Annotated in this window: 21 protein-coding genes and 2 pseudogenes; 7 read left to right on the top strand and 16 right to left on the bottom strand. The window is 65.3% G+C overall.

Translation table 11 applies throughout. The features are described from left to right. The first annotated feature begins 10 nt into the window (after positions 1–10). Positions 11–730, top strand: coding sequence for a TetR/AcrR family transcriptional regulator (locus AC10V3_RS23190; protein WP_022537742.1), 720 nt, complete (start codon positions 11–13; stop codon positions 728–730). A gap of 20 nt (positions 731–750) precedes the next feature. On the opposite strand, the gene AC10V3_RS23185 is transcribed toward AC10V3_RS23190, so the two are convergent. The 4 genes from AC10V3_RS23185 to AC10V3_RS23170 form a co-directional block, all read right to left on the bottom strand. Further along, entirely contained in the window at positions 751–1,611 is an 861-nt protein-coding gene (locus AC10V3_RS23185; protein WP_022537741.1) for an FAD binding domain-containing protein, read from the bottom strand. Next, positions 1,608–3,983, bottom strand: a complete 2,376-nt coding sequence (locus AC10V3_RS23180; RefSeq protein ID WP_022537740.1) for a xanthine dehydrogenase family protein molybdopterin-binding subunit — start codon at positions 3,981–3,983, stop codon at positions 1,608–1,610. Before AC10V3_RS23180 ends, AC10V3_RS23185 begins: the two co-directional genes overlap by 4 nt. A gap of 1 nt (position 3,984) precedes the next feature. Then, positions 3,985–4,476 carry a (2Fe-2S)-binding protein gene (locus AC10V3_RS23175; protein ID WP_041681686.1) on the bottom strand — a complete coding sequence of 164 codons (492 nt, stop codon included), beginning with the start codon at positions 4,474–4,476 and terminating at the stop codon, positions 3,985–3,987. Positions 4,477–4,597: 121 nt separating this feature from the next. Beyond that, positions 4,598–5,077 carry an SRPBCC family protein gene (locus AC10V3_RS23170; RefSeq protein WP_022537738.1) on the bottom strand — a complete coding sequence of 160 codons (480 nt, stop codon included), beginning with the start codon at positions 5,075–5,077 and terminating at the stop codon, positions 4,598–4,600. A gap of 407 nt (positions 5,078–5,484) precedes the next feature. On the opposite strand from AC10V3_RS23170, the gene AC10V3_RS23165 reads away from it, so the two are divergent. From AC10V3_RS23165 to AC10V3_RS23150, 4 genes are all read left to right on the top strand, one after another. Continuing rightward, on the top strand, positions 5,485–6,669 hold the full coding sequence (locus AC10V3_RS23165) for an acetyl-CoA C-acyltransferase (protein ID WP_022537737.1): 1,185 nt from the start codon (positions 5,485–5,487) through the stop codon (positions 6,667–6,669). A 28-nt stretch (positions 6,670–6,697) separates the two neighbouring features. Next, a complete protein-coding gene (locus tag AC10V3_RS23160) occupies positions 6,698–7,489 on the top strand; it encodes an enoyl-CoA hydratase/isomerase family protein (protein WP_022537736.1) in 792 nt (263 codons plus the stop codon). Positions 7,490–7,491: 2 nt separating this feature from the next. Further along, positions 7,492–9,423, top strand: a complete 1,932-nt coding sequence (locus AC10V3_RS23155) for an acyl-CoA synthetase (RefSeq protein ID WP_022537735.1) — start codon at positions 7,492–7,494, stop codon at positions 9,421–9,423. A gap of 103 nt (positions 9,424–9,526) precedes the next feature. Continuing rightward, a complete protein-coding gene (locus AC10V3_RS23150) occupies positions 9,527–10,528 on the top strand; it encodes a Bug family tripartite tricarboxylate transporter substrate binding protein (RefSeq protein WP_022537734.1) in 1,002 nt (333 codons plus the stop codon). Positions 10,529–10,576: 48 nt separating this feature from the next. Here AC10V3_RS23150 and AC10V3_RS23145 read toward each other — a convergent pair whose 3' ends face one another. The 8 genes and pseudogenes from AC10V3_RS23145 to AC10V3_RS23110 form a co-directional block, all read right to left on the bottom strand. Then, the gene (locus AC10V3_RS23145; protein ID WP_374063686.1) at positions 10,577–11,899 is read right to left on the bottom strand and encodes an IS4 family transposase; all 1,323 of its coding nucleotides are present in this window, start codon (positions 11,897–11,899) and stop codon (positions 10,577–10,579) included. Between the two features lie 162 nt (positions 11,900–12,061). Beyond that, positions 12,062–12,871: an oxepin-CoA hydrolase, alternative type gene (locus AC10V3_RS23140; RefSeq protein WP_454752706.1), complete on the bottom strand. Its 810-nt coding sequence runs from the start codon at positions 12,869–12,871 to the stop codon at positions 12,062–12,064. A gap of 27 nt (positions 12,872–12,898) precedes the next feature. After that, positions 12,899–13,831: pseudogene (locus AC10V3_RS23135) on the bottom strand (ketopantoate reductase family protein); the annotation flags it as partial. Positions 13,832–13,842: 11 nt separating this feature from the next. Beyond that, positions 13,843–14,301 (bottom strand): MaoC family dehydratase, encoded by a 459-nt coding sequence (locus AC10V3_RS23130; protein ID WP_022537731.1) that lies wholly within the window; start codon positions 14,299–14,301, stop codon positions 13,843–13,845. A gap of 75 nt (positions 14,302–14,376) precedes the next feature. Beyond that, positions 14,377–15,564, bottom strand: a complete 1,188-nt coding sequence (locus AC10V3_RS23125; RefSeq protein WP_490924054.1) for a thiolase family protein — start codon at positions 15,562–15,564, stop codon at positions 14,377–14,379. A 123-nt stretch (positions 15,565–15,687) separates the two neighbouring features. Further along, positions 15,688–17,288 (bottom strand): annotated as a pseudogene (locus AC10V3_RS23120) (DHA2 family efflux MFS transporter permease subunit). Next, on the bottom strand, positions 17,288–18,394 hold the full coding sequence (locus tag AC10V3_RS23115) for an HlyD family secretion protein (RefSeq protein ID WP_022537728.1): 1,107 nt from the start codon (positions 18,392–18,394) through the stop codon (positions 17,288–17,290). The pseudogene AC10V3_RS23120 and the gene AC10V3_RS23115 overlap by 1 nt, the downstream one beginning before the upstream one ends. Before the next feature lie 59 nt (positions 18,395–18,453). Continuing rightward, positions 18,454–18,942: a winged helix-turn-helix transcriptional regulator gene (locus AC10V3_RS23110; RefSeq protein WP_022537727.1), complete on the bottom strand. Its 489-nt coding sequence runs from the start codon at positions 18,940–18,942 to the stop codon at positions 18,454–18,456. Between the two features lie 121 nt (positions 18,943–19,063). Between AC10V3_RS23110 and AC10V3_RS23105 the strand changes: the two genes are divergently transcribed. Further along, positions 19,064–20,542: an efflux transporter outer membrane subunit gene (locus AC10V3_RS23105; protein ID WP_022537726.1), complete on the top strand. Its 1,479-nt coding sequence runs from the start codon at positions 19,064–19,066 to the stop codon at positions 20,540–20,542. A 70-nt stretch (positions 20,543–20,612) separates the two neighbouring features. On the opposite strand, the gene AC10V3_RS23100 is transcribed toward AC10V3_RS23105, so the two are convergent. From AC10V3_RS23100 to AC10V3_RS23085, 4 genes are read right to left on the bottom strand one after another with little or no spacing between them, the layout of a single operon-like run. Then, positions 20,613–20,795 (bottom strand): hypothetical protein, encoded by a 183-nt coding sequence (locus tag AC10V3_RS23100; protein WP_022537725.1) that lies wholly within the window; start codon positions 20,793–20,795, stop codon positions 20,613–20,615. Positions 20,796–20,807: 12 nt separating this feature from the next. Next, entirely contained in the window at positions 20,808–21,809 is a 1,002-nt protein-coding gene (locus AC10V3_RS23095) for a Bug family tripartite tricarboxylate transporter substrate binding protein (RefSeq protein ID WP_022537724.1), read from the bottom strand. Between the two features lie 44 nt (positions 21,810–21,853). Beyond that, positions 21,854–22,255, bottom strand: coding sequence for a tautomerase family protein (locus AC10V3_RS23090; RefSeq protein WP_022537723.1), 402 nt, complete (start codon positions 22,253–22,255; stop codon positions 21,854–21,856). 28 nt (positions 22,256–22,283) lie between these two features. Beyond that, positions 22,284–23,198, bottom strand: coding sequence for an alpha/beta hydrolase (locus AC10V3_RS23085; RefSeq protein WP_490924053.1), 915 nt, complete (start codon positions 23,196–23,198; stop codon positions 22,284–22,286). A gap of 84 nt (positions 23,199–23,282) precedes the next feature. Between AC10V3_RS23085 and AC10V3_RS23080 the strand changes: the two genes are divergently transcribed. Beyond that, a complete protein-coding gene (locus AC10V3_RS23080; RefSeq protein WP_490924052.1) occupies positions 23,283–24,053 on the top strand; it encodes an alpha/beta fold hydrolase in 771 nt (256 codons plus the stop codon). Positions 24,054–24,068 lie beyond the last annotated feature (15 nt).

Genomic DNA, 24,068 nt, shown 5'->3' with positions numbered 1-24,068 from the left:
GACATCGCGAATGGCACTCATGACCACCTCAACGACCCGCCCGGCCCGCCAAAGCTATCACCATGGCAACCTGCGGGAAGAAATGATCCGCTGCGGCAGGGAGATCCTGGCCGACAAGGGCGTCCACGGACTGACGCTGCGCTCCGCGGCCAAGCTCGCGGGGGTGTCCCACGGCGCGCCGCGCAACCAGTTTGCCGACAAGGAAGGCCTGCTGGCCGCCATCGCCGCCGACGGGTTCCGTGAACTGGTCGCCGTGCGCCGCGCCCGGCTGTCGCCCGAGATGACTGCCGAGGCGCGGTTGCTCACCGTCATGGATGGCTATATCGAGTTCGCCGTCAGGCATCCGGCCCTCTTCTACCTGATGTTCGGGCCGCAGATCGAAGCGAAGGAAAATTACCCCGAGCTGCTTGAAGCAGGAAACGCGTCCTACCAGCTGTTGTCCGGCGCGGTCCAAGACTACTTCCGGGAAAACCATCTGGCTGAGCAGTTCGACGACATGATGGTGCGTTGCGCGTGGTCGGCCATGCACGGCGTCAGCATGTTCTTCAGTGCCAAGCCGACCGGACCGAGCCCGCGCCCGAAAGTCGCGCTGGCGCAATGGCGGCAGAGCGTACAGCAGTTCGTGCTGACCGGCCTGCTGGCGGCAGGGAAGAAAAAGGCGGCGGCATCCGGAGCGGATGCCGCCGCAAGCAAGCCCAGGGCAAGGCCACGAAGCGCCGCGCAGTCGTAGCCACCCCGGCGTTGCAGCACTCAGCGCCGTGGTTCGAGGGCTTCGAGGAGCGCCCGCTTCAGCATGACCCGGCCCAGCTGCAGCCGGTATGCACCATCGGCAAAGTTGTCTTCCAGCGGGGTCACGTCGGCGAATGCCGTGTCGACAATGGCATCCACCTTATCCGCGATGTCGGTAAAGTTGCCTTCCAGCAAGGCCTCGGCCGACGTGGCGCGAAACGCCTTATCGGCGACGCCGGTGATGCCGATCCGCCCCCATGCGTAGCCATCGTTGACCACCTCGATCGCGACCGCCGCGGCGGCCACCGCGTACCCTGACGAAGGATGCCGGAACTTGCGGTATGCGACCCGCGTTGCGGCTGGCAATGGCACATGGATGCGCGTCAGGACCTCGTCCGGCTGCACGGCCGAAGACATGAAGTCGACAAAGAACTCATACGCGGGGATGCGTCTTGTGCCTTGTGCGCCCACAATCTCCATCTCGCCGCCGGCGGCCAGCACGACAGCCGGCCAGTCCGCCGACGGGTCGGCGTGTACCAGCGCGCCACCGATGGTTCCGCGGTTCCTGACCGTCGGATCGGCAATCACGCTCGCGGCGAGCGGAAACAGCGGCGCCAGCTGCTTCAGCTCCGCGCTTGCTTCCAGTTCGGCGTGGGTCGTCACGCTGCCGATCGAGATAGCATCCTGATGGACCGCGATGCCACGGAGTTCAGGCAGGCGGCCGATATCGACCAGTAAAGCCGGCCTGGCCAGTCTCAGCTTCATCATCGGCAGCAGCGTATGGCCGCCGGCCAGGATCTTGGCGTCGGGGTTCTGCGCTAGCACGGAGAGCGCCTGTTGCACACTGCCCGCCTTCAGGTATTCGACTTCATAGGGAATCATGTCGCGCTCCGGCTGGTCTCGTGAATCGCCCGCCAGACCTTTGGCGGCGTCAGGGGCATATCGAGATGGGATATGCCGAATGGCTTCAAGGCATCGCATACCGCCGCGACGATCGCGGGCGGCGCACCGACGCAGCCGGCCTCACCGATGCCCTTGACGCCCAGCGGGTTCGAGGGCGCCGGGGAGACATGGAAGCCGGTACGCATGCGCGGTATCTGCTCGATGCGCGGGAAGCCATAGTCGAGCAGCGAACCCGAAAGCAATTGCCCGGCTTCGTCATATTTGGCCTCTTCAAACAAAGCCTGGCCGATGCCTTGCGCGATCCCGCCGTGCATCTGGCCGTGGCAAAGCATGGGATTGATCATCACGCCGACGTCATCCACCGCCACATAGTCGAGAATCGCCACCGTGCCGGTCTCCGCATCGACCTCCACGACCACTGCATGGCAGCCGTTCGGCGCTCCCAGGGCGACCGGCTCATAGAAGACGCGTTCATCCAGGCCGGCTTCAACATCCCTGGGCAGCTTGTGCGCAAGATATGCCATTCTTGCGACCTTCGCGAAGGGAATAACGGTGGGGTTGGCTGCGCTTGTGAACTGGCCATCGGCATAGTGAACTTCCGCTTCAGGCACTTCCAGCATGATGCCTGCGATCCGGCGTGCTTTTGCCAGGATCTTGCTCGCCGCCAGGTAGGCAGCACTTCCCCCTACGGGCATCGATCGCGAATTGAAGGTGCCATGCCCCGCCAGCACGCGATCGGTATCGCCCTGGACCACATCGATATCGTCCATCGGCAGTTGCAGGGCTTCCGCGACGATCTGCGCAAAGCTGGTGGCGTGGCCGTGGCCTTGCGGCATCGATCCGCTGAACAGCGTGACCTTGCCATCGGAATGCACGCGGACATGCGCGCTCTCCCAGCCGCCCCGGTCGAAGCCGACCTTCTCCAGCATCGGCGAAATGCCCATGCCCACCAGTTCCAGATAGCAGATCACCCCGATGCCGATGTATTTGCCCTGCTGGCGCAGCGTGGCTTGCTCCTCGCGCCAACGCTGGTAGCCGATCAGCTCGGTCGCCTTCGCCAGGCAGGCCTCGTAGTCGCCGGAATCCCATTTGCCGCGCGCGCCGTCGTGCGGCTGGTAAGGGAACTGATCCGCCCGCACCAGGTTGCGGCGTCGTAGTTCGACCGGGTCGATGTCGAGTTCCCCGGCTACCGCGTCCATCAGCCGCTCGATGATATAGGCGGCTTCCGGCCGTCCGGCGCCCCGATAGGCGTCGACCGGCGTGGTGTTGGTCGTCACCAGATTGACCTCCGCATCGACCGACGATATCTGGTAGTTCCCCGTGATGTAGTTCGCCGTGTTGATGGTAGGGATGCCCGTCGCCATATTGGAGAGATAGGCGCCAAGATTGGCGAACGATCGCAACCTGATCCCCAGCACCTTGCCGTCCTTGGTGACGGGTGCGTCCACGTATTCCGTATGCGCGCGGCCGTGCGTGGTCGCGACATGGTTCTCGCTGCGCGTCTCGGTCCAGCTGACCGGAAGGCCGAAGTGCCGGGATGCGAACGCCACCAGCACCTCTTCCGCATAGAAATGCATTTTTGCGCCGAACCCGCCGCCGATATCCGGCGCAACCAGCCGGATCCGGTGCTCTGGCCACCGGAGCGTTTCCGCCAGCCACCGCCTCGACATATGCGGAACCTGAGTGGGGACGATGAACGTCAGGCGCTCGTCAGTGGGGTCGTAGGTCGCACACAAGGCGCGAGGCTCGAGCGGGCTCGGTATCAGCCGCTGATTGACCAGCCGGATCGACACGACCCGGTCGGCTTGCTTCACCGCATCCTCGTAGTTGCCGCCCTTTAGCCGGAAGACGCCAATGCGATTGCCGGGGACGTTGTCGTGGAGCTGGGGCGCTGACTCTGCCAGTGCAGCTTCCGCGTCGACGACGGTCGGAAGCTCCTCGTAGTCGACCGTGACGAGTTCGGCGGCGTCCGCAGCGATCTCGCGCGTTTGTGCCACTACCATCGCCACGGCCTCCCCGGCGTAGCGCACGCGGTCGGCAGCAAGCGGTGGATGGGGAGGCACCTTCGAGTTGCCCACGACCCAGTTCGGCCGGATGTCGCCGACCTTGCCCTCGATGTCGGCATAGGTCAATACGCCGATCACGCCAGGCAGTGCGCGCGCGTCCGCCGTATCGATTCCGCGCACCTTGGCGTGGGCAAAAGGCGACCTCACGAAGGCCGCGAAGACCATGCCCGGGAACTGATGGTCATCGGTGAACTTGCCCCGGCCGCTCATCAGGCGCTTGTCTTCGCGGCGCCTGACCGACTTGCCGATGTACTTGGTTGCACTACCGTTCTGTGCTTCGCTCATCTCAAGACTCCCCACAGGTGGCGGACGGCGTCTGCTGCAGCCTGGTCGCGGCAAGCAGCACCGCATCGACGATATTCTGGTACCCGGTACAGCGGCACAGGTTGCCGTGCAGCGCTTCCCTGACCTCGTGTTCCGAAGGCGCGGCCTGATGCGCAAGGAGCGCCCGTGCCGCAAGCAGCATTCCCGGGGTACAGAATCCACACTGGAGGCCATGAAGCTCGTTGAAGGCTTCCTTCAGGACGGTCGTCGTGGGATCGTTGTCCATCCCTTCGATCGTATGGAGCTCGCAGCCGTCGGTCTGGGCGGCAAGCACGGTGCATGACTTCACGGTCGTTCCGTCGATCAGCACCGTGCAGGCCCCGCATTGCGAGGTGTCACAACCGATGTGGACGCCGGTCAGGCGCTTCTGGTCCCGCAACAAATGCACCAGGAGCCGCCTCGGCTCGATCTCGGTTGTGCCGCTCACGCCATTGATAGTGTTCTCTATTTTCACTGTCGCCTCTGTGTCTCCGTTTGCCCCTCCGGCATCAGCACCGGTCACGCTTATAGTATTACGGTCATCATACTAAAGGGCAAAAAAAATATCAGCAGGTCCTTCCCTGGCCGGCCGGGGCTCAGTCAGGGGAAGGTGCCAGGGAACTGCCTCCATCTCCTTCAAGACTCACCAGCTTTTCGAAGCGGGAAAAGAACTCCGCCAGGAACTTGTTCGCCACGGCGCCGACCAGACGGGATCCGATCTGTGCCAGCTTCCCTCCCATCTGCGCTGCGGCAACGTAATGCAGGGCAGTGCCGCCTTCGACGTCTTCCAGCCGGACATCGGCGCCCAGCTTGCCGAAGCCCGCGACGCCACCGCTGCCGCTGCCTTCGATGTGATAACCAATGCCCTCCTGGTGGTCGGAGAAGCGGGCCGTGCCCTTGAAACGCGCCTTGATTGGCCCGACGGCCGCGACGATTACCGCGTCATAGCCACCGTCATCGCCCTGCAGGTATTGCTCACATCCCGGCAAACATTGCTGGAACGTAGCCGGATCATTCAACCGCTTCCAGACCTCTTCCCTGGAGGCCTTGATGACCTGTGCGCCAGTGAATTCCAATTTTTATCCCTCCAGTTTCTGCCATCCCCATGGCGACGGAACCGCCACGAAGCTGCAAATGCTGCTGCGTTTCCTTCGCCCTTTTGGCCCGACGTCAATCTAGTCAGTGTCTATATCCTAGAGAGCGAGTTGTGCACCGTCAAGAAATGGAGAGGCAGGTAAACCCGAACATTGCCTACCAGTTCTTGACGTCGCCAAGATCGTCCGCCTAGCATGTAGACAGTGGATACACCGCATGTGCCCGTGGAGATCAGGGGCCATACGGAGCGGGCAAGGCACCTGACACGTTCAACGCTGCCATCCGTTCGTTCGTTCCAATGAACGATTCGCCGCTTAATGTATCCACTGTCTATATTTGGCCTGACAGACTGAGAACGTCTGCATCCATCAACTCCAAAGGAGAACCCATGTCTCGCGCAGTAATCGTTTCGTATGCCCGCACCCCGATCGGTAAAGCCAGCCGAGGCGCATTCAACATGACCCATGGGGCGACCATGGCAGGCCACGTCATCCAGCATGCCGTCCAGCGCGCGGGAATCGACGGCGGGGAAGTCGAAGACATCATCTTTGGCTGCGGCCAACCCATCGCCGCCACCGGTGGCAACGTTGCCCGCGCCGGTGGCATCCGCGCCGGCCTGCCGGTGTCCGTGAGCGGCACCACGCTGACGCGCTTCTGCGCGTCCGGGCTGCAGGCGGTCGCCTTTGCCGCGCAGCGCGTGCTGATCGATAAGGTGCCGGTGATGGTGGCGGGCGGCGTCGAGTCCATCAGCCTGTCGCAGCCGGTCACGCTGAAGGTCGCCCAGCAAGAAGCCTGGCTGGCAAAGAATCGCCCGGATGTCTATCTGCACATGATCGATACCGCGGAGATCCTAGCCAAGCGTTATGACATGTCGCGGGAGCGCGCCGACGAGTTCTCCGTGCGTAGCCAGCAGCTCACCGTCGAAGCACAGAAGGCAGGCCGTTTCTCTGAAGAGATTGTTCCGCTCGCATCGATCAAGTCGGTGACGAACAAGGAGACGGGCGAGACTTCGACGGTTGAGTTCCTGCTCGAGGCCGACGAAGGTGTCCGCGCCGACACCACGCTGGAAAAGCTGCGCGTGCTGCCCGCAGTGAAGGGCGAGGGTTACCAGGTCACGGCCGGCAATTCCAGCCAGTTGTCGGACGGCGCCGCGGCGCTGGTGGTGATGTCCGAACGCGAAGCCGAACGGCGCGGCCTCGAACCGCTGGGGTACTTCGTTGGCCTGGCCACCGCCGGTGTGGAACCGGACGAAATGGGCGTCGGTCCTGTTCGTGCGGTCCCGCGTCTGCTTGAGCGCAACGAGCTCTCCATCGACGACATCGACCTGTGGGAACTCAACGAGGCGTTCGGTTGCCAGGCGCTGTATTGCATCGACCAACTGGGCTTGCCCCTGGAGCGCGTCAATGTCAACGGCGGCGCCATCGCCATCGGACATCCGTATGGCATGACGGGTGCGCGCCAGGTCGGCCACATCCTGCTCGAAGGGCGTCGCCGCAAGGCCAAGTATGGCGTCGTGACCATGTGCGCCGCCGGCGGCATGGGCGCAGCCGGGCTGTTCGAGTTCATTCACTAAGAGACCCAGGAAAAACAGGAGACACCTGATGAGCAATATCACCGAATACGAAACCGTCTTCGTAGACCGGGATGGCCCCTGTGCCGTCGTCACCATGAACCGGCTGGAGAAGTACAACGCACTCAACACGACGCTTCGCACTGACCTCTACGCGGCGCTGTCCTCGCTGATGGCCGACCGGACAGTGCGCGGCATCGTCCTCTGGGGCGGCACCAAGGCGTTCGTCGCCGGGGGCGATATTCCCGAGATGCTCGCACGCCGCCCGATCGAGGCCTTCGTGCCGACCAGCGGTGCACCCGACTTGTGGGCGCTGATTCACCACAGCACCATCCCCGTGATCGCGGCCATTGCCGGGCCGTGCTTTGGCGGCGGCCTGGAGCTGGCCATGGCGTGCGACCTGCGCGTGGCCGCGGACAACGCCCTGCTCGGACAGACCGAAACGAACGTAGGCCTGATTCCGGGGCGCGGAGGTACCCAGCGGCTGACCCGGCTGGTTGGTGCGACACGCGCCAAGGAAATGATCTTTACCGGCGAAATCATCAAGCCGGACGAGGCTTACCGCATCGGGCTCGTCAACAAGGTGGTGCCCGCCAGCCAGGTACTGGAGGAAGCGAAGGCCTATGTGCAACGCATTGCCGAGAAATCGCCGCACTCCATTGCGATGGCCAAGCTGATGATCAATAACGGTCAGGACGCAAGTCTCGATACGGCGCTGATGCTGGAACAGCTTGCTTTCGCCACGCTGTTCAGCACGGACGATATGCATGAAGGCGGTGAAGCGTTCCTGAACAAGCGCCGTCCGGTCTACCAGGGAACCTGATCATGACCCAGTTCAACACAAGAATGGCGGCCAGCCCGGGTCAGGTCGATCCCTACCAGCCGCGGCTGAAGGTGACGTCGCTCGCCGATATCAGGGATTTCGAGCAGACGCCGCTTAGCGACCGTCAGCTGCCTCACAGCACCTACGATTTGCTGCGCCTAGCGCGCGATCGTGCGCCGGAAGCGCCCGCCCTGCACTACTTCGCCTCCGGCGACGAGCTGGGCAAGGCGGTCACCATCACCCATGCGCAACTGTTCGGGCGTATCACGCAGACCGCCAACCTGCTGCACTCGCTGGGCCTCGGCCCCGACGACGTCATCGGGGTGCTGATGCCGGTGACGCCGGAGTCGCAGTACGCGCTCTGGGGCAGCGAGGCGACTGGCATTGCCTGCCCGGTCAACTGGATGCTGGAGCCGGAGATTATCGCGGCGCTGCTGCGCAACGCCGGCGCCAAGGCGGTGATCGCCTATGGTCCCGACGCGGATATCGAGGCCTGGAACAAAGCCATGCTGGTGCGGCGCGAGCTGCCCGACGTCCGGCACTGGATCAAGGCCGGCGGCGGCACGGCGAGCGAGGCAGGGATTGTCGATCTCGACGCCGGGCTTACCCACTTCAAGGGCGAGACGCTCGACAGCAAGCGGGTCTTCTCGCCGAAAGATACCGCCTCGATGTTCCATACCGGTGGCACCACCGGCACGCCCAAGCTTGCGCTCCACACCCATGGCAACGAGGTGGCCATGGCCTGGGTGAGCGCGATGCAGATCGACGTCCAGCCAGATGACGTGCGCGTCTGCGGCGTGCCGATGTTCCATGTCACGGGCGTGCTCACCAACTGCCTGATGCCGCTGGCCCGTGGCGCATCGGTCGTACTGCTGACCTCCAGCGGCTGGCGCGATCCTTCCGTCATCCGCAATCTCTGGCAGATCGTCGACCACTTCGGGGTCACGGCGCTGGGCATGGTGCCGAGCGTGGTGAACATGGCCCTGAACATCCCGATCGGCAACGCCGACATCAGCTCGCTCAAGGCGGCGAGTTGCGGTACCGCGCCGTTGTCGGTGGCCGTCGCGGAGGCGTTCGAGCAGAAGACCGGCGCGATGATCTTCGAGGGCTACGGCCTGACCGAAGGTACCGCGCTGAGCGCAACCAACCCCCGCTATGGCGAGCGGCGCATCGGCTCGATCGGCCTCCCTATGGCCTACCAGGAGATGAAGGTCGTCAAGGCTGCCGGTGGCAGCATCCAGCGCGAGTGTGAGCCGGGCGAGCCTGGCATCGTGGTGGTGCGCGGACCCAACATCTTCGCCGGCTACCTGAACCCGGAGCAGAACAAGAGCATCTGGTTCGAGGGCGGCTGGTTCAATACCGGCGACCTGGGCTATGCGGACCAGGATAGTTACCTCTGGCTGACCGGCCGGGCCAAGGACCTGATCATCCGCGGCGGCAACAATATCGATCCGCGCATGATCGAAGAGGCGCTGTATCGGCACCCCGAGGTCTTCGATGCCGCCGCCGTCGGCCTGCCGGACGCGCATGCCGGGGAATTGCCGGTCGCGTACATCGCGCTCAAGCCGGGTAGCACCTTCCCGATCGGACGCATCAAGCACTACGCTTATGAGGTGATCCCGGAACGTGCCGCCGTGCCCAAGCAGTTCTACCTGGTCGATGCCATCCCGAAGACTGCTGTCGGCAAGATCCAGAAGAACACGCTGCGCAGTGACGCCGTGCTGCGGGCGCAGCGGCAGATGCTTGCCGAGGTCAAGGCGGACACACCGGTTCCGCTTGTCGATATCCGCATCGAGGATCGCGGGGACCAAGGCATCCTGTCCACGCTGGTGCTGCCCGCCACCCTGAGCAACGAGGAAAGGGAGGTCGCGGTAGCCACCATCGGCAAAGCGTTCTCGACGCTGACGATCAAGTACACGGTGGTCTACGAGTAACCCATTCCTGAGAACAGGGCCTCACCAGAGGCAGTGCGAGTTGCATGCCGGCAGCGCCTCACGCCCGGCATGCAGGCTCGCAGAATCCATCAAGGAGACAACCATGACCATCCAGCTTTCGCGCCGGCGCCTGCTGCAGGCTGCCTGCGGCGCCGCGCCGGCGATGCTCGCCCCATCCTGGCTGAGGGCGGAAGCGCCCTATCCGAGCAAGCCGATTGTCGTCAAGGTCGCATTTCCCGCTGGCGGCCCGGCGGACGAATCGATCCGCGCGGCAGCCGTCGTGATGAAGCGGAGCCTGGGGCAGAACGTCATTGCCGACAACCTGCCCGGTGCAAGTGGCTCGATCTGCGCGATGAACGTGCTGCGCAGCGCCAGCGATGGCTACACCTTGCTGGGCACCACCGGCATCGACTTCCTGATCGCACCGCTCACCATCCCATCGGCCAGGTACTCGCCGGAGAAGTTCAGGCTGACGGGCTTCAGCGGGATTTCAGACTTCATCCTGGTCTCGAATCCCTCGTTGTCGTTCAAGAACGTCGACGAGGTCATCGCCTACGCGAAGAACCCGAAGAACCGTCCGCTGTCGCTGGCACACTGGGGCCCCGGCTCGGCGCCCCACCTGGTCGGCGTCGACTTCCAGGCCCGCACCGGCGTACGCTTCCTGGAAGTGCCATACAAAGGCGCGGCCCCGGTCACGAGCGACATTGCCGGTGCACAGGTAGACCTGACCTTTATTCCCATGGGTGGCCCGACTTACGGCATGATCAAGGCCGGCCGCTTCAAGCCGATCGGGGTCGCCAGCAAGGCCCGGCATCCGTCGTTGCCGGATGTGCCCGCGCTGTCTGAAAACAAAGCCCTGGTCGATTTCGAGTACAGCCAGTGGGCAGGCGTGCTGGCCCCGCCGGATACACCAGACGCCGTGACGGCACGCGTGGTGGAGGCCATGAACGCCTGGGTGACCAGCCCCGAGAACAGCACCCGCCGCAGCGTCAACCTGCAGCGCGCGATTGAGCCGATGACGATGGCCCAGGCGCAAGCCTTCCTGCACAGCGAGCACGCCAAGCTGACCCGCATTGCCAAAGACCTGAAGCTGGCCGGGCAATAAGGCCTGGTGGGGCCTAGTGGGGCCTGAGGGGCACCCCTTTCAAGGTGATTAGACGACACGTCCAGCCTTGATGACACGGGCGGTAGAAACATGCCGCCGTGCTACGCATCCGGCCACATAGCCTTTCTTCTTCGGCGCTTTCGGTCCCCGCGTATGTTTGCGCATCGCGCGGGGATCAACGTGCGTCGCCATCTTGATCAACTCGCGACCGAGCTGAGCTGGGGTGAGGAGGTCATAGGCCTGCCACACCTCGGGCGGCACCGCGATCATCATGCCGGCATAAGTTGCCCGGATTTCGCTGGCGAGGTAATACGGTGAGAGCTCGATGTCGCTGGTATCCAGCTCATGCCGGATTCTCACCGCAGTCGCAATCACGCTCAGTACGTTATACGCGAGCGCCGCCACGCCGAAGGCCAGCAGCGCCGCGCGCGGTTGGCTCAACGAACGAATCTCACTGTTGAGCACCGATTCCAGCCGCTGAAACAGATTCTCGATGCTCCAGCGTCGCCGGTATAGCCGGGCGACTGCCTCGGCCGTCAGATGGGCGGCCGGGACATTGGTCAGCAGGCGGATGACGGTGTCACCATCCTCGGTGGCGCCATCCAGATGCAGCTCGATGCGCCGCAGCACCAGCGGCGCGTTCGATTCATCTGGGATGCTGACCGCTTGCTCGTACACGATGCCGGTTTCGACCCGGCCCATTTCGCGTAACGGCTCCAGCTCGCTGGGGCTCGGATTGCGGCCGTGCTCCCGCACGATGAAGGCGCTGCCGCGACGCTGCCACCCGGCAAGAATCGCCCGGGTGCTGAAGTTGCGATCGGCGATCCACAGTTCGGCCGGCTGGGCCGATGCGAGCAGGGTTTCCATGATGGCCCGCTCCTGGGCATGCGCATCTTCACAGGGCACCAGATCGACGATCATCGCCGTGTCCGGGTCATAGACCACCAATGACTGCCCTGGCAAGGCCGCACCCCGAAACCCCCGCAATGGTTTCAGGCGCTTTTCGCTCGCCGGCAAATGGCTGCCATCCACGATGCGCAGGCGATAGCCATTCACCGATGGCGGCTGCTTGCGCAACATCGGTTGCACGACCGGCCCCAATCGCTGCGCACTGCCTTGCACCAGGGCACGAACCAGCCCCGGCTCGGTCCGGCTGAGCTTGTCGTACAGCGCGGTGATGGAAACCGGCAGCGCCGGACTGGCCTTGGCTGCCGCATGCACCGACGGGCGCAGCCCCACGGCGACCAGCGACATGATTTCCACCGTCGTCGAGAACAATAACTCCCGCGTGTACTGCGTTTCACGCTCTTGCTCGAACAACTCGTCGATCCAGGCCGGATCAAGGGCGCGTTGCAACCCCAGGCGCGCCATCACGCTGATCGGGCTGTGTTCGATAAAGCGTTCCACCACTGCGTCCAGTACCACGCCATTGACTCCGGTTTCTGTTCGAGAACACGGAGGGTGCCCCAATTTTCGTCACCTTGAAAGGGGTGGGCCTGAGGGGGCCTCGTCGAGGCCCCTGTGGCACCGCGGTCAGCCAGCTTTGCCGCGGCGCAGGCTGGCAAAATCGGTGGGCCGTTTCCCAAGGAATGCAGCAATGCCTTCGGCGGCTTCGGCGCCGCCCTGGGCCACGGCCATCGAGATCCGCTCGGCTTCCAGCTGGTCGTCGAGCGTGCGCTCATGGGCATGCCGGCACAGCGCCTTGATCGATGCCATGGCCTGCTGGGGCCCTTGCGCAAGCCGCTCCGCCAGCGCGATCGCCACGGCGCCGACCTGTCCCGCTTCAACCAACTGGTTGACGACCCCGAACTGCTGCAGCTGCTCCGCCGTGATGCGATCGCCGGTCAACGCCAGCTGCGTCAGCACCTGCCGCGACAGGCTTTGTGCCAGCAGGCCCGTAATGCCGCCATCCGGGGTCAGCCCCACCTTCACATAGGCGATCGAGAAGGCAGCACCAGCAGACGCCACGAGCAGGTCGCAGGCCACTGCCAGCGAGAAGCCCGCGCCCGCCGCCCCGCCTTCGACCGCCGCCACGATCGGCTTCGGGAAATCGCGCAGCTTGGCCACCACGTCGTGCAGGTGCCCGAGGCGCTCGATGCGCTCCTCGTAAGTCAGGTCCCGCCGCTTGCTGATCAGTTCCAGGTCGCCGCCTGCACAGAAGTAGTTGTCGGCGCCGGTCAGCACGATCGCGCCAATCTCCGGATTGTCCGCGGCAGCGGCCAGCGCGGCGCGGATGTTGTCATAGAGGTCGGCCGCGATGGCGTTGCGCTTGCCGGGATTGTTGATGGTGAGCACCAGCACGCGGCCTTCCGTGCGCTGCAGCAAAGAAGAAAAAGTGGTCATGTCGTGAATTCTGTCAGTGGGGCGGGGAGCAGTCTGCTGCGCAGCGCGCTGACCCTCATAGACCTGCAGGTGGCAATAGGCCGTGCGGCTCAACGGGAGATCGCGCCCGTGTTTGGCAGCGCGAGCGATGAGATCGCCGACGATGGCGTCGGCTTCGATGCGCGGGGCGCCCTGGGCAATATCCCGCATCATCGACGCAGCCCAGGTCGATGCACGGTCCAGCAGGCGGGCCTGCATGGCATCGGCAACAGGTTCCGGGATGGCGTGCCCGCACAGTTGCGCCACTGTATGGCACTCCGCGATCGCATCAAGCATCAGGCGACGGCCGTCATGCGTCTTCATGATGTCCGCCACGGTCCCTCGCATCAGGCAGGTCATGACCGCGCCTGCGGCGATCATGGCCCATTTGTTCCACAGCTCCTGCTCGATCGTCGCGGATATCTCGCGCACGCCCGCTGCCCGGGACACCAGCGCATGGAACTCCGCGGCCAGCGCGGACGTCTGCGCGGCGCGCGCGCCGACCACCAGCCGGTCCATGCGGCCAGCGTGCAGGACGGTGCCGTCCGCGGCCAGTGTTGTCGCGATGTACGAGACCCCGCCCAGCACGCGCTCCCGGCCAAAGCGATGGTCGAGCCGGTCATAGGCAGCCAGGCCATTGAGCAGAGGCAAGACCGCCGTGCGGGGGCCGACTGCCGGACTGATCGCAGCGATCGCATCGTCAAGGTCATAGGCCTTGCAAGCCAGAAGGACGAGGTCATACTGCGCCTCGACCTTGCCCGCCTGGACCGTACTTACCGGGCGATGGAAGCCGCCAAGCTCACTTCGCACCGCCAGCCCATGGCGTTCCAGCGCCTGCGCGCGTCCGGGCCGCACCAGGAAAGTCACGTCCGCACCGGCTTCGATCAGTCGCGCGCCGTAGTAGCCACCCATTGCACCGGCACCAAGTACCAATATCTTCATGGCGCCCCCGTTCACGCGTTATCGACGGGACGGCACTGCACGACCAGGTTGACGACGCCGGCCTGCACCGGCTCATCATGCTGGTTGAAGGTCGTGATGCGCACCTTCACGATGCCCTGGTCAGGGCGCGACTTCGACGTCCGCACCTCCAGGATCTCGCTCTCGACACGCAACGCATCGCCGGGCCGCACCGGCTTGGGCCAGCGCAGTTCCTCAAACCCCGCACCGATGATGCCGCCCGCGGGCCGAAGCTCGCCGTCGACCAGCAGGCGCATGGTCAGCGCCGCCGTGTGCCAGCCGCTCGCGGCCAGGCCGCGGAACAGCGTGTCGCGGGCAGCGTCTTCATCGAGATGGAAAGGCTGCGGGTCAAACTCGGCGGCGAAGGATTTGATCCTGTCCGGCTCGACCTGCAGCCGCCCTGAACCGTACTTCTGGCCCGGGGCCAGATCCTCGATGTATTGGATGTTCATTGTTTGCTCCTCCAGATTTCTTCACGCTGAATTCACGGACCAGCGCCCGCCCGTTGCGATACAGCCGGCGACGAATCAGGCCAGCGCCTCGAGCGCCAGCGCAATCCCTTGTCCGCCGCCGATGCACAGCGTGACGATGCCGCGCCGGATACCATCCGCGCGCATGGCATGCAGCAGGCGCGTGGTGAGCACCGCGCCGGTCGCTCCGATCGGATGGCCGTGCGCAATGGCGCCACCGTCGACATTGATGATGTCGTGGGGCAAACCCAGCTCCGCAGCCACCGCCAGGAGAACCGCGGCAAACGCTTCATTGATCTCGATGCGTTCAATATCGCCCAGCTGCCAGCCGGCGCGCTGCAGCGCCTGCCGCACTGCCGGGACGGGCCCCAGCCCGAACAGGCCGGGCTCCACCGCGCCCACCCCATAGGCCACCAGCCGCGCCATCGGCTGCAGCCCCCTGGCCTCGGCCAGCGAACGTTCGGCAACGATCATGGCCGCCGCCCCGCTGTTGAGCCCCGGTGCATTGCCGGCCGTGATGGTGCCGTCCGGGCGGAACGCGGGCTTGAGCTTGCCGAGCGTTTCGAGGCTGGTGTCTGGCCGGTTGGCTTCGTCCGCCTGGAACATCGTGGTGCCGCCCTTCCCCTTCACCGGCACGCCGACGATCTGGCCGGCGAATCGCCCCTGCGCCTGGGCCAGCGCGAAGTTGCGCTGCGAACGTTCGGCCCAGCGGTCCTGCGCGTCCCGGCTGAGCGCATAGCGCGCGACCAGGTCCTCGGTATGCCATCCGGAGTGCTGTCCGGAGAATGCATCGTGCAGTCCGTCGTAGAGCATGCTGTCATGCAGTACCGTGTCGCCCATGCGTTGTCCCCAGCGCCCGGAAGGCATCAGGTAAGGCGCGCGGTCCATATTTTCCATGCCGCCGGCAACGGCCACGTCGACATAACCCAGCCGCACCTCATCCGCGGCCGTTGCGATAGCCTGTGCCCCGGAGCCGCATACGCGATTGACGGTCATGGCAGGCACTGAAACCGGCAGGCCCGCGCCGATGGCTGCCTGGCGGGCGGGGTTCATCCGGTTGCCGGCCTGAATCACATTGCCGAACACGACGCTGCCAACCTGTTCCGGATCGATTCCCGCGGCCTGCACCGATGCCCGGATCACCGTGGCACCGAGCTCGGTCGCCGGAATGGATTTCAATGAGCCGTTGTAGGCGCCAATGGCGGTCCGCACGGGCTGGCACAGCACGACATCTCTTGCATTCATTGCATTCTCCCTGGCAAAAGTTAGCATCAATCGGTCGCACGCGCGTCAGGCGACGCGCCGTGCGGAACAGGCGTGGTGGCCGAGTCCTGGACCTTGCAATAGGCTCCCGTGTCCTGACGGCATTCAATGCGCATCTGCCGACGGCCCTTCGGTGCTGCAACCTTGCGCATCAGCGGCACCATCGCGGTGGCAATCGCGAAGCAGACCAGGATCAGCAGGAAGATGTCGCCAAATGTCTGTGTCTGCGCCTCGCGCCAGGCCAGCCCCCACAATTGCCTGAGCGCCGCAGTCTGCGCATCGGCGGCATCGAGCCCGATCGCCACAAACTGGTTGCTGAGCCCCTGCAGCAGGTTGCTCATGGCTTCATTACTGATATTCAAGTGCTCTGCCTCGCGCATGAAGTGCAGATTGCCGCGATTGTTGAGCGCGGTCGCGCAAGCCGCGATGCCGATGGCGCCTCCAAGATTGCGCATCAGGTTGAACAGCCCGGACGCAAGCTTGAGCCGCTCCGGCGGCAGGCTGCCCAGCGTCAGCGTCACCGTGGGCGCCACCGCGAACTGCTGCGCCATGCCGCGCAGCGCCTGCGGCAACAGCAGCTGCGCCGCGCCCCAGTCGTGCGTGATGGGGGCGAAATACCACATCGACACCGCAAACAGCGCCAGGCCGGCCATCATCAGCCAGCGCAGGTCGACCCGGTTCGCCAGGAAGGCATAGAGCGGGATCGACGCCATCTGGAACACGCCGGTGGAAAACACCGCCAGCCCGATATCCAGCGCGCTGAACCCGCGCACGCGCCCCAGGAACAGCGGGGTCAGGTAGATGGTGGCGAAGATGCCGATGCCGGTGACAAAGGAGAAGAAGCAGCCGAGCGCGAAGTTGCGGTCCTTGAGTGCGCGCAGGTCCACCAGCGGGTTGGCATAGGTCAGCGTGCGCCATATGAAGGCCACGCCCGACAAGCCGGAGATCCAGGCGGTGGCCAAGATCACGTCGTCGCCGAACCAGTCCCAGCGCGGCCCTTCTTCCAGGGTGTATTCGAGACAACCCAGGAACAGCGCCATCAGCCCCATGCCCAGGTAATCGGCACCACGTACCAGCGACCAGTTGGGCCGGTCCACCTTGACCAGCAGCGGCACCGCAATGGTGACGAAGATGCCTGGCACGAGGTTGATGAAGAACAGCCAGTGCCAGGAATAGTGATCGGTGATCCAGCCGCCGATGGTGGGCCCCAGTGTCGGCGCCAGCGAGGCCAGCCCGCCGACGGTGGCTGCGGCGATAACGCGCTGGGGGCCGACGAAGAAAGCAAAGGCCGTGGTGAACACCATCGGGATCATCGAGCCGCCCAGAAAACCCTGCAGCGCCCGAAACACGATCATGCTGTGGATGTCCCACGCCACCCCGCACAGCAGGCTGGTCACCGTGAAGCCCGCCGCCGAGGCGGCGAACAGCCAGCGCGTCGACATCACGCGGGACAGCCAGCCGGACAAGGGGATGACGATGATCTCCGCGATCAGGTAGCTGGTCTGTATCCAGACCGTTTCATCGGTGCCGGCCGAGAGCGCACCGCCGATATCGCGCAACGACGCGGAAACGATCTGGATATCCAGCAATGCGATAAACATGCCCACGCACATCGTGCCAAAGGCGAACACCTTGGCGCCGGTGGACATCTCGTCCGGCGTCGCCACCGCGGCGGGCGCAGGGCGGGTCAGGCTGGCCGTGGTCATCAATGCACCTGCTTGCCGGGCTGCGTATTGACCTGGGCGACGACCGACAGGCCCGGACGCAGGACGCCAAGCCGGGCATCCTGCTCATCCAGGCGGATCCGCACCGGCACGCGCTGAACGATCTTGGTGAAGTTGCCGGTGGCATTCTCAGCCGGCAACACGCTGAACTGCGCACCGGTGGCGGGCGCCAGGCTTGCAACATGGCCATGGAAGACCCGTCCGGGCAGGACATCGGCTTCAATTTCGACCGGCATGCCGGGGCGCATGTGCGCCAGTTGTCCTTCCTTGAAGTTGGCGTCCACCCACAGCCCGCTGGCCGGCACGACGGACAGCAGCTGGCTGCCGGCACCGGCAAAGGCGCCGACGCGGGCGCGGCGGTTGCCCACGGTGCCGTCCACGGGCGCGCGCAGTTCCGTATAGCTGAGGTTCAGCTTCGCGATGTCGCGCTCGGCGATCGCCTGCGCCAGCGACGCCTCGGCCTGCTGCTTCTGCGTGCCAATGACTTCGAGCTGGCGCTGCGCGGCCAGCAGCGAGGCACGCGCCTTCTCGCCATTGGCCTGCGCCTGCTTGTAGTCCGAGTCAGCCTTTTGCGAGCTCTGGATGGATACCGCCGCCTTCGCCACGAGGCTGGCGTAGCGCACCTGGTCGTCGTGCGCCCGTACGGTGTCGGCATTGGTAGCCGCTATGCCGGCCTTGGCCTGGGCAATGACAGCCTCCTGCAGGCGCGCGGTGGCATCCAGGTTTGCCAGCAGTGCCTGTTGTGCGGCAACGGCGCCCTCGGCCTTGGCCAGCGCGGCGCGGTAGTCGCGGTCGTCGATGCGGACCAGCACATCGCCCGCGTGGACCGACTGGTTGTCGGTCACCGCGACTTCCGCGATGTAGCCACCGACCTTGGCACCGATCACCGTGACATCGCCCCCGACGTAGGCGTCGTCGGTACTCTGCAGGTAGCGGGCCGACGTCCACCAGTGGTAGCCGTAGCCGATCCCGGCCAGTCCGGCGATAACCAGTGCGCCGGTCGCCAGGAGCCGTTTGGGACTGGCCTTGGATTTCGACGCGGGAACGGGTTCGCTACCCGCCCGTTCAGTCAGCGTGTTACTGCTCATGGCACTTCCTTTCTGCTTTCAGGACTTACCCGCCGCCTGCGCAGCGGTCTGGGTTCGGCTCAGGCTTCGGCCGAGCGGCCCAGCCGCCGGCGTATGCGCTCGCTGGCCGCCGGGCCAGGCGCGAGATGGTAATCGGGGTCGGTGATGGGGCGCCCGCTGGCGGCATCAACCAGCACCGGCTCGACACGCTCGCCTGTGCGCCGGTTCGCCAGCTGCACGCTTTCGCCCTCAGGCGCGAGATGCTTGTTGCCCCAGGCCAGCATGGCCAGCAGCACCGGGCGGAAATCGCGGCCGCGCTCGGTCAGGATGTATTCCGAGCGCGGTGGCCGGTCACAGTACTGGCGCCGCTGCAGCATGCCCTCCTCCACCAGTGAGTTCAGGCGGCGGGTGAGCATATTGGGGGCGATATCCAGGTTCTGCTGGAACTCATCGAAACGCGTCACGCCGTAGAACGCTTCGCGCAGGATCAATACGCTCCAGCTGTCGGCAACGCGCGCCGCCGTGCGGGCAATGGGGCACGGCGTTTCACCAAGTGGCTTTCTCTGCATGATCGGCTGCCTCGAAAATGTGGTTACTATCAATTTGAAAGTTAGTCTAGAGTAGTCACTATCATCATGCAAGTTAGTTTTCAGCTTGTGCCGTATTCGTTGCTGTTGAAAGGTGTCCGCAATGCCGCAAAGTCCATCCCGCCCTCCGGTCCGGCGCACCAGCGCTGGAATCGCCCGCCTCCTGCCAACCCTGCTTGCGGCCAGCGTCGCGGCCAGCCTGGCCGCCTGCGCGGCCGGCCCCGACTACCACACGCCAGCCTCGGACATGGCCGCTGCCTATCCGCATGCGGCGGCCCTGGAAGCCCGTGATGCCACACAGCCGGCGCCGTCACTGGACAGCTGGTGGCTGGGCTTTGACGATCCCGCGCTGACGCGGGTCATCCAGCGCGCCCTGGAGCAGAACCTCGACCTGGCGGCGGCCATCGCGCGAGTCGACCAGGCCCGCGCCGCGGCCAGCCACGCCGGCGCCGAACTGCTGCCGCAGGCGTCGTTGTCGGGCACCGTGAGCAAGCAGCACCAGTCGCTGGAAGGGCCTTTGGGCAGCCTCGGCAAGAACCTGCCTGGCTTTGACCGCAACAAGACGCTGTACAGCGTGGGCGTGGGGGCAAGCTGGGAGATCGACGTGGCCGGCGGCCTGCGGCGCGGCGCCGAGGCTGCCGGCGCGGAAGCCCAGGCCGCCGAAGCCGAGCACATGGGCGTGCGCGTGCTGGTGGCCGCGGAAGCGGCAGATGCCTACTTCCGCGTGCGCGGCGCGCAGCAGCGCATCGCGATCGCGCAGCAGCAGGTGCGGACCAATGCAAGACTGCTCGAGCTGGTGCAGTTGCGGCTCGCCGATGGCATCGGCGCCGAGCGGGAACGGGCCCAGGCGGAAGCGCAGCTCGCGCAGACCCGCGTGACCATCCCGCCGCTGCAGATCGAACTGGAGACGCAGCTGAACCGCCTCGACGTGTTGATGGGCGCGCAGCCCGGCACCTATGCGGCCGAACTCCTGACGCCCGCCGAACGCACGGCCGTGCCGCAGATCTCCGCGGCACAAGGTCCGGCCAACCTGCTGCAACGCCGCCCGGACGTGATTGCCGCCGAGCGCCGGCTGGCGGCATCCAGTGCCCGCATCGGCGTGGCCACTGCCGAGTACTACCTGAAGCTGTCGCTGTCCGCGCTGCTCGGCTTCGAGAGCCTCTCCGCCGGCAAGCTGTTCACCGCGTCCGCCTTCCAACCCGCCGCGATCGCGGGGCTGCGCTGGAGACTGTTCGATTTCGGCAGGGTCGACGCGGAAGTGGCGCAAGCCAAAGGCGCGAACGCCGAGGCCCTGGCCACCTACCGCAAGGCGATGCTGCGCGCCACCGAGGATGTCGAGAACGCGATCATTGCCCTGACCCAGCTGGAGTTGCAGAGCAAGGACCTGGCCGTGGAAGTGGCCGCCCACGCCCGCGCGCGCGGCGCCACCGAGGACGCCTACAAGGGGGGCGCGGTCAGCCTGTTCGAAGTGCTCGAGGAAGACCGCCTGCTGCTGGCCGCTCGCGACCAGCAGGCGCGTGTGCGTGCCGACAACGCTCGCGCGGCGGTGGCAACGTTCCGTGCGTTGGGCGGCGGCTGGTAGCGTGGTGGCGGCTGGCGCAGGCGCCTCGCGCGCCTGCGCCAGCGCAGATGCCGGCCGCTTCAGACCGCCATCACGACAACAGCATCCACTCCAGCACCAGCACCGCGCAGGCCGCCGCCACGAACAGGCCTATGCGCAGGCCCGCGCGGTAGTGCGGCTGCTGGCTTCCTTCGATCCAAGCCACCCTATGGTCGGGCCAGGGAACGGCCACCAGGTCGTGGTCCGGGTATGCGCCGTCGTCGAGGTGCTTCATGACGGTGCCCCCTTATTGCGGCTTCAGCTTGATCGCCGCGACGACGCGCGCATTGCGTTGCCGTTCCGCCTGGTAGAAGGCTGACGCCTCGGCGAGCGTCATCGGCACCATGGGCTGGTTGCCGGTGTCGCGCGACCACTTCTGGTACTCCGCGCCATTGACGATGGCGGAAATCTGCTGGTGCAGCATCGCCACGATCGGCTCCGGGGTTTCCTTGCGCACGAAGATCCCCGGCCAGACCTTGTAGTCGAAGTTCTTGAGCAGCTTGCTTTCGCCGGCCGCCGGCACATCCGGCAGGCTTGCATTGCGCTCGCGCGTGGCCATCGCCACTGCCTTGAGCTTGCCGCTGCGGATCATGTCGAGCGTGCTGCCGGCCAGCGGCAGGAAGGCAAAGTCAAGCTGGCGCCCCAGCAGGTCCTGGACGATGGGCGCGCCGCCCTTATAGGGAATATCGAGCGTGGCGATGCCCGTCTGGACGCGCAGGTCGGCGGCAGCCAGGTGCGGGGTGGTACCCATCCCCCAGTTTCCGAACGAGAATTCCTTCGCGCCGGGGCGCTTGGCCAGGGCGACCAGTTCGTCGATTCCCTTCGGCGGACGGTCCATCGCGGTGACGAGGACAAAGTCCGAGAAGATCAGCGGATGCACCAGCCGGAGGTCCTCCGGACGATACTTGGCGGACGACAGCGCAAGCGGATTGAGGATGGCGTCATTGCCGGTAAGCCCCAGCAGCGTATATCCATCTGCCGGCCCCTTGAAGTAGGCCATCGTCGCAACCGAGCCGCCCGCGCCCGGCAGGTTCTCTACCACGACCGCCTTGCCGATGGCGCGCTGCAGCGGCGCCGCCAGCTGTCGCGTGGCGACGTCCGCCCCGCCGCCGGCGGAGTAAGCCACCTTGATCGAGATCGGACGCGAAGGAAAATTCTCGGCGTTGGCGGGGCCCGCCACCGTGCCCAGCACGGCGGCGGCTTGCACAGCGCACAGGCAGGCGAGCGCCCGCGGGAATCGTGCATGCATGGTTGTCTCCTGTTTATATGGGTTTCTGTGGTTGTCGCCGGCCTTCACCACTGCGGTGGTTTGTCAGCCAGTTGGGCGATGCCGCGGCCGAAGGAGAAGTTCTCGTTCGGGACCGGGACCAGCGCGATAAAGATGTCGTCCGGCGAGATGCCGGCGGCGTCCTTGAGCTGCCGGCAGACTTCCGCCATCAGCGCCTGCTTGTCGCTGGCCGGGCGGTGCGCGCCGACAAGGATCCTGATGATCATCGCGCCGGCTGTGCGCTCCATGCCCATGAAGGTGGGATCGATAAACAATTCGTCGTCGCCGTGCTCGCTGAGCACGATGAAGCGATCGCCGTGCGGGATGTCCAGTGCGACCACCAGGGAGCGGTTCAGTGCATTGCCGATCGCGATCTTCTGCTCGCGCGAATAGCGGCCTTTGGGGATATGTGCGTGGAATACAGGCATTGGATCTCTCTGGTTGTTGAAGGATTGGTCAGTCCTGCGGGCTCAGTACGCCGCTAAGGTGCTGCTGGAACCAGTTGGTAGCGGCAGCGCTGGCTACCGCGAATTGCTCGCTGTACGGGGCGAAGTGGCCGCCCGGGATCATCACCAGCCGCTTTGGCTGGGCAGCCCGCGTAAAGGCATCGACTTCCAGGTCGGTCATCGTGATGTCGTCGTCGCTGGCAACGATCATCAGCAACGGCGTCGGGGCGATCTTGCTGATCCATTCGCCTGGCTCATAGGAGCGCGCGGCGCGGGTCGAGCGCAGCGTGACGGCGTTGAGCCAGGCGGCGCCGCCGAGGTCCTGGGTATAGAAGGCGATGGAGTCGGCGGAGCGATACGCCGCCGGCTTGGTCGTGTCCGCGCTGGCGACGGCCTGCATCCGGGGCGGTGCGCCACCCTCCTGTGCGCGCTGGTCGGCAGCGAACATCTCGAGCAACGCGGGCAAGGCCTCGGGACGCACCCGGTGCCGGCCTTGCTCGGAGCCGCTGATGGTTGGCACCTGCGACACCACGCATTTCACCCGCCGGTCGATCGCGGCCAGGATCAGGGCATGGCCACCGCTGTAGCTGCTGCCCCAGATGCCAAGCTGATCGGGATCGACCTCCGGACGCGCGGCAAGGTAGCCCAGCGCAGCACGCCAGTCGGCAACCTGCGCCATCGGGTCAATGTCGTGCCTGGGCACTCCATCACTCGCGCCGAAGTTGCGGTGGTCGTGCACGAGCACAACGAAGCCGGCCTGCGCGAAGGCTCGCGCAAAGGGCTCCAGTCCGTGCTCCTTGACCGCGGCAAAACCATGACACATCGAGATCGCCGGGTGCTTCCCCGGCGCAGCAGGCGTGAACAGCCAGCCGCGCAACGTGATGCCATCCCCGGCCTGGAACTCGACATCGCTCCTGTTCACCATCGGAACCTCCTTTACATTACGAGTATATGCTCATAATATGGCAGCACAACGCTTCGTACAAGTAATTCCTTCAGGAGACTCATCATGTCCGTGTTGCAGCCCGCAGCCTCCCTCCAACGCGTGCCGGATTCCCTGGTGCTGATTCACGGCTTCCTGGATAGCCACGTCGGCTGGGAACCGCTGATCGGGCAATGGCAACCGAAAGTGACCACCATCGTCGCGCCGAACCTGCGCGGCGCGGGCGCACTGCGCGATGCCAAAGGCCCCTACTCGCTCGAGCAAGCGGTCGCGGATGTGGTCCAGCTGATTCGCGAGCACGATCTCCAGGCCGTGGCGCTGGTCGGCCACAGCATGGGCGCGCAGATCGCCGAACTCGTGGCAGCGCGCCTGCCCGATCGCACCGCAGCCCTGGTGCTGGTCACACCGACACCGCTGGCTGGCAATAAGCTGCCGGACGAAGTCCGCGCGCTGTTGCGGGACTGCGGTGGCGATCCGCAAGCCCAGCGCGCGATCCGGAACATGTTCTCGCGCCGGCTACCCGAACATCAGCTCGAACGGTTGGTTGATCCCGCGACCCTGATGGGCAAGGCCGCCGTACAGGGTTACTACGACGCCTTCACCGGCGGCCACCCAAGCGGCAATGATCCCTGCACGTTCAGCGGTCCAATGCTCGTGATCGCCGCGAAGGAAGATCCCGTCATTCCGGTCGAGATGGTGACGCAGGCGCGCGAAGCGCGCTTTCCCGGTGCCGCGTTCGCGCTGATCGAAGACTCCGGTCACTGGCCGCAGATGGAGCAGCCCGGGCAAACCGCAGGCTTGCTGGCTTCGTTTCTTGGCTTGCCCGCCCGGGCCTGACCCGCAGCGCGCGCA

The organism is Cupriavidus sp. PB-02, assembly GCF_058252315.1.
This window is presented reverse-complemented; position numbering and strand designations above follow the sequence as displayed.

What these genes read in the sequence shown, in the direction of transcription:
- AC10V3_RS23190 (WP_022537742.1), top strand. Translation starts at nt 11, where the DNA reads ATGGCACTCATGACCACCTCAACGACCCGCCCGGCCCGCCAAAGCTAT.
- AC10V3_RS23185 (WP_022537741.1), bottom strand. Translation starts at nt 1,611, where the DNA reads ATGATTCCCTATGAAGTCGAATACCTGAAGGCGGGCAGTGTGCAACAG.
- AC10V3_RS23180 (WP_022537740.1), bottom strand. Translation starts at nt 3,983, where the DNA reads ATGAGCGAAGCACAGAACGGTAGTGCAACCAAGTACATCGGCAAGTCG.
- AC10V3_RS23165 (WP_022537737.1), top strand. Translation starts at nt 5,485, where the DNA reads ATGTCTCGCGCAGTAATCGTTTCGTATGCCCGCACCCCGATCGGTAAA.
- AC10V3_RS23160 (WP_022537736.1), top strand. Translation starts at nt 6,698, where the DNA reads ATGAGCAATATCACCGAATACGAAACCGTCTTCGTAGACCGGGATGGC.
- AC10V3_RS23155 (WP_022537735.1), top strand. Translation starts at nt 7,492, where the DNA reads ATGACCCAGTTCAACACAAGAATGGCGGCCAGCCCGGGTCAGGTCGAT.
- AC10V3_RS23150 (WP_022537734.1), top strand. Translation starts at nt 9,527, where the DNA reads ATGACCATCCAGCTTTCGCGCCGGCGCCTGCTGCAGGCTGCCTGCGGC.
- AC10V3_RS23145 (WP_374063686.1), bottom strand. Translation starts at nt 11,899, where the DNA reads ATGGCGCGCCTGGGGTTGCAACGCGCCCTTGATCCGGCCTGGATCGAC.
- AC10V3_RS23140 (WP_454752706.1), bottom strand. Translation starts at nt 12,871, where the DNA reads ATGACCACTTTTTCTTCTTTGCTGCAGCGCACGGAAGGCCGCGTGCTG.
- AC10V3_RS23130 (WP_022537731.1), bottom strand. Translation starts at nt 14,301, where the DNA reads ATGAACATCCAATACATCGAGGATCTGGCCCCGGGCCAGAAGTACGGT.
- AC10V3_RS23125 (WP_490924054.1), bottom strand. Translation starts at nt 15,564, where the DNA reads ATGAATGCAAGAGATGTCGTGCTGTGCCAGCCCGTGCGGACCGCCATT.
- AC10V3_RS23115 (WP_022537728.1), bottom strand. Translation starts at nt 18,394, where the DNA reads ATGAGCAGTAACACGCTGACTGAACGGGCGGGTAGCGAACCCGTTCCC.
- AC10V3_RS23110 (WP_022537727.1), bottom strand. Translation starts at nt 18,942, where the DNA reads ATGCAGAGAAAGCCACTTGGTGAAACGCCGTGCCCCATTGCCCGCACG.
- AC10V3_RS23105 (WP_022537726.1), top strand. Translation starts at nt 19,064, where the DNA reads ATGCCGCAAAGTCCATCCCGCCCTCCGGTCCGGCGCACCAGCGCTGGA.
- AC10V3_RS23100 (WP_022537725.1), bottom strand. Translation starts at nt 20,795, where the DNA reads ATGAAGCACCTCGACGACGGCGCATACCCGGACCACGACCTGGTGGCC.
- AC10V3_RS23095 (WP_022537724.1), bottom strand. Translation starts at nt 21,809, where the DNA reads ATGCATGCACGATTCCCGCGGGCGCTCGCCTGCCTGTGCGCTGTGCAA.
- AC10V3_RS23090 (WP_022537723.1), bottom strand. Translation starts at nt 22,255, where the DNA reads ATGCCTGTATTCCACGCACATATCCCCAAAGGCCGCTATTCGCGCGAG.
- AC10V3_RS23085 (WP_490924053.1), bottom strand. Translation starts at nt 23,198, where the DNA reads ATGGTGAACAGGAGCGATGTCGAGTTCCAGGCCGGGGATGGCATCACG.
- AC10V3_RS23080 (WP_490924052.1), top strand. Translation starts at nt 23,283, where the DNA reads ATGTCCGTGTTGCAGCCCGCAGCCTCCCTCCAACGCGTGCCGGATTCC.